Below are 4023 nucleotides of genomic sequence, written 5' to 3' on the forward strand. Positions count from 1 at the left end.
TGGAGCGTATTGGGTATATTCCACCTGCCGAGGCTGAGACCAACTACTATCGGCAACTCGCTGAGAAGACCAACGCTAAGGCGTTAACTTAAACCAACTGGCCTCCTCGAAATGCGGGGCGATTCACGGCACCCTTGCGTTCATCCTTTTGCTTGGCCCTCAATGTTTGAACTTTAGCTTCAGCTTCTCTAATTTCCTTCTCTCCATCGAAATAGGCGGTGCCCGCCGTATCTGCATCAACCTTAAGTGCGGCGATGCGGTCGAGTTCTTTGTCATAAGCAATTGTTTCAGCGAATGTGAAAACGTCAGCCAATCGAAGCGCATCTCTGGCAGCGGCTTTGTCCTTTTCTAGTGTGGAAGTTTTGCCATTATTTATGACGATCAGTGTATTAATGGCGGCAATATGTTTGTCGATTTCTTTTGCGTCATACGCTGGGCCTGTCAAGGTCACAGGCTGGAACAAGTTGTTTTTCCGTGTCTCAAGTGCCTTCTTCAGCGTCTCCAAATCCTTTTTGTAGACGGCCAGCGTTTGCGAGAGAGCCTTGCTGCTTGCTTCAAACTTGGTGCGTTCATCAGCGTAGAACTGTGCACCCGTCAAGCTGTTGTGTTCTGCGATGGCATCGATTTCGTTAGTCACTGACGTGATAGCCGCTTCCAACGCCGTCTCTAGGTCGCCCGACTCTTTGCTGAAGTGCTCGTCTAATACTTGCCAAATATCGTGTGGCAGATCTTGCCGGCAGAACGCACATGTGTCACGCTTTCCGCGGTGGTGTCCCATCCCCTGCTTGACCCATAGTTGCAAGGCGCTGTCTTTCAGAAGCTCCTCTACGGCTTTGGTCGGGGTTATTGCCTTGGACAGCAGAGGTTCAACGGTGGCGGTCAATGACTCGAAATTGAGAGTGATCGCCAGCGTGCCGGTGATGTCAGAGAGAGCTTCTTGTTTTAGTAGAGTGAGCTTGCCAGCCTGTTCTTCAGACGTAAGTGGAACGAAGTCAGGTTTTTTTGTAGCAATGATGTCGCGTTTGATGTGCTCGATGTTGTAAACGGCACTGCCGTACTGACGGTTCGTCTTAATCTTTTGTGCAGCATGGGTTCGCAACTTTTCATCCAACCCGTTCGAGGCCGTGGCGTAAGCAGACTTTGTCCGATCCCGCTCTTTGCGTTTCGCTTCGAGATCAAACCGGAGTCCCACTTTCGCTTCAATGCTGCCGAGTTTTGCTTCAACGGCAGTAATTGCATCGTCAATTTCTTTGTTCTGCTCACCGACGATGGCAAAAGTCTTGATCTCGCCCCCGATGTCCTGATTGGCTAGGAAGCCCAGGTTGTCTGTCACGAAGTCGCGGTTGTACACCCGTACATCGTAGTTGTGCGTCAACAAGCTTGCAGCGGTAACCGCGCCCTTATCACCTGACACCGTAAAGGCGGAGCCTACATAATTCAGCGGGAGTTTACGGGTCTCGAGCGCACGAAATATTCGGGAAAGGGTTGTCTTGCCAGAATAGTTGCGGCCATAGAGGATGTTCAAGCGTTGAAATGATTTGACATTTTTGCCGCTGTCGCGAACCGTTTTCTTCCAGTCTAAGCCTTGGAAACTGCCAAAACTCGCTATGTCGATTTGATTGATCACCGGACTCGTCCTCCTCTAAGTTGCCATACGTTTTGGGTCGCTTTTGAATGCACACAGCACTACAGAATCGCTACTCCAGTAAACGTCTCCCAAACCCACCAGCCCCACCGCCCCCATCAGCAAACTCTGAGTGGCCCTGGTAGCCGCCACATAAAGCCCGCACGACATAAATTCCCATCTCAACCGCTTGGCTTGACGCCAGCACATTGGCTGCCTGAATCGCCCCGTGCTCGGTAAACGCAAACGGCAACGCCTTGGAAAACCCGAAAGATTTCATGTTCAATTGCAAATTTTTTACTGTTAGATTGGGCCCGTCAGTACGCATCTGAGCAGCCCATTTGGGGTGTCAGTGTCTTCAGGGTCACTCCAATACGAAAAATCATGACTAGGCAAAGTGATTGACATGACTTTTCATTTAACCCGAGTTGCGAGTAATCCAGGCGCAGTATCAGAGTCATTGCGCAGCGAGCGACCAAACCCACCATCCCCGCCTACCCCTATCACCAACCTCTGCGTAGCGCGCGTAGCCGCTACATAAAAAATCCGCGCCGCCTCCTTCTTATCCTCTCCCGGCGCAGGCATATGCCCTACAGCAGGCAGTACCACCAAGGGGAATTCCAAGCCTTTGCTGACCTTCATCGTCATCACTTGAATGGTGTCTGCGCTGGGTTGGTATTCGCCGCTCTTTTTGCGAACTCGGTGCGGCAGCTTGCGTTGGGTTAACGCGCTGGCGCAAAGGTCCATGGTTTTCCAGTCTGCGCACAGCACGGCCATATCGCCCCAAGCAAATCCTTCTTTGTGGGCACTTACCAAGTGGTCGGCAATAGCAAATGCCTCATCGCGCAAAGTTGGTAAGTGAATGATGACGGGGGCCTGTCCCTCACGACCGCAGCTCACGGGTTTGAGCAGGGGGATGCCGTCGTCGTCTTGATCGTCTGCGGTCAATAGGTCAGCGGCCACCAAGCTGGCGGTATGCAATATCTGACGAGTGTTGCGATAGTTGATTTTTAAAACGGTGGTGCGTCCTTGTGCCTGGATGCCCACGCTCTTGAAGCTGAACTGTTTGCTGCGCGCGCGTTCATAAATGCTTTGCGCGTCATCAAAGAGCACCAGTAGGTGTTGGTGTTGGGATCTACCATTTGAGTAACGAGCTTGAGCCACTCAGGTGCAAAGTCGTGGCCTTCGTCAATCATCACCGCTTGGTACTGGCCAGCAGGGATCTGATTACGCTCCACGGCGCGGATCACGTTACCAACCAGTTCTTCGAAAAAACCATTGCCTTGCGGCGGTAGCGCTTGCCCATAGGCAGTAAGTTGTCTGTGGCACCAACTGTGAAAGTGCCGCACATGCACGCGGTCACTGAGGCCTTTGGTGCTCATCACGCTGGCCAACTTCACGGCCAACGGTTCGTTAAAGCAGAGGATGAGGATGGGTTTGCTGGCCGGGGTGCAAGCCTTGGCCAAGTATTCGGCTCGGTAGCCCAAGATCATCGTCTTGCCTGAACCAGCCACGCCATGAATGACACGGTGACCATCGCCTAAGCTACGGGCAAGCTGCTCCTGCTGAATATCCATCACCCGCATGATGTCGGGCAGCTCTGCCTCGGCGTCGCTATCGTCAAACAAAGCGCCTTGGCTTTGTACACGTACTTGGGGGAACATGATCCAACGTATGCGGTCCAACTGAGGCAGTGTGATAGCGCCACCGAATTGATGAACGAACATGTTCCAAAGCAACCGCTGAAACGCCTCCGGTTCGGCGGACTCCTCCATCTCGTCTTTGCAAATGACGTAGTGATCAGGAATTGATTCACCCAAACCAGCATATTCAAACTGCCTACGTGTCATACGGGTGAACACCACCCCATACCCCCAAGGAAATGCCAGCTTGCCTTGGTGAGGTCCATTGGTTTGCACAAGCTGCGCGTCACGCTCAAGGGCGTTAACCACTTGGATCGCACAGTGACGGGCCTGCGCTAGGGGATTGGCCACCGACTTGGACACACCATTGACCAAGATATCCCACGTTTGCTTGCTAGCACGCTGAATGGTGTCCAAATGCCAATCTTTGGTTTCGAGTATCAGCAATCCGCGCCGTGGGTGCAGCACCACAAAGTCGGGATAAGTTTGCTTGGGGCCAATTGGCACGTTGTGCCAAAGCAAGTAATCGGCATCCAGCTTTTGCTCCAACCGCTCGGCAAGACGGCGCTCACCCGTTGAGTCGAATGAAGAGGTACCGATAGAAGGAATCAACGAAGCCAAAATAATGCTGAGTTAGCCCCCTGAAAAACAGTCCCGTTGGTATTCCTTAAACTAACAACTAGGAATACGACTATGGATATGACTATGTCTTCAGCAAGGCCCAATCGGGTTGAGGTGGTCACAAGCGTTCAACGG

General features: G+C 52.4%; 1 protein-coding gene and 1 pseudogene. Both read right to left on the bottom strand.

All coding sequences use genetic code 11. The features are described from left to right. Positions 1–88: 88 nt before the first annotated feature. Positions 89–1627, bottom strand: a complete 1539-nt coding sequence (locus tag B9Z41_RS16760) for an AAA family ATPase (protein ID WP_100148225.1) — start codon at positions 1625–1627, stop codon at positions 89–91. A gap of 411 nt (positions 1628–2038) precedes the next feature. Then, positions 2039–3888: pseudogene (locus B9Z41_RS16770) on the bottom strand (DEAD/DEAH box helicase). Positions 3889–4023: the final 135 nt, after the last annotated feature.

Origin of the sequence: Limnohabitans sp. JirII-31 (assembly GCF_002778315.1) — a bacterium.
Classification (GTDB): Bacteria; Pseudomonadota; Gammaproteobacteria; order Burkholderiales; family Burkholderiaceae_C; genus Limnohabitans.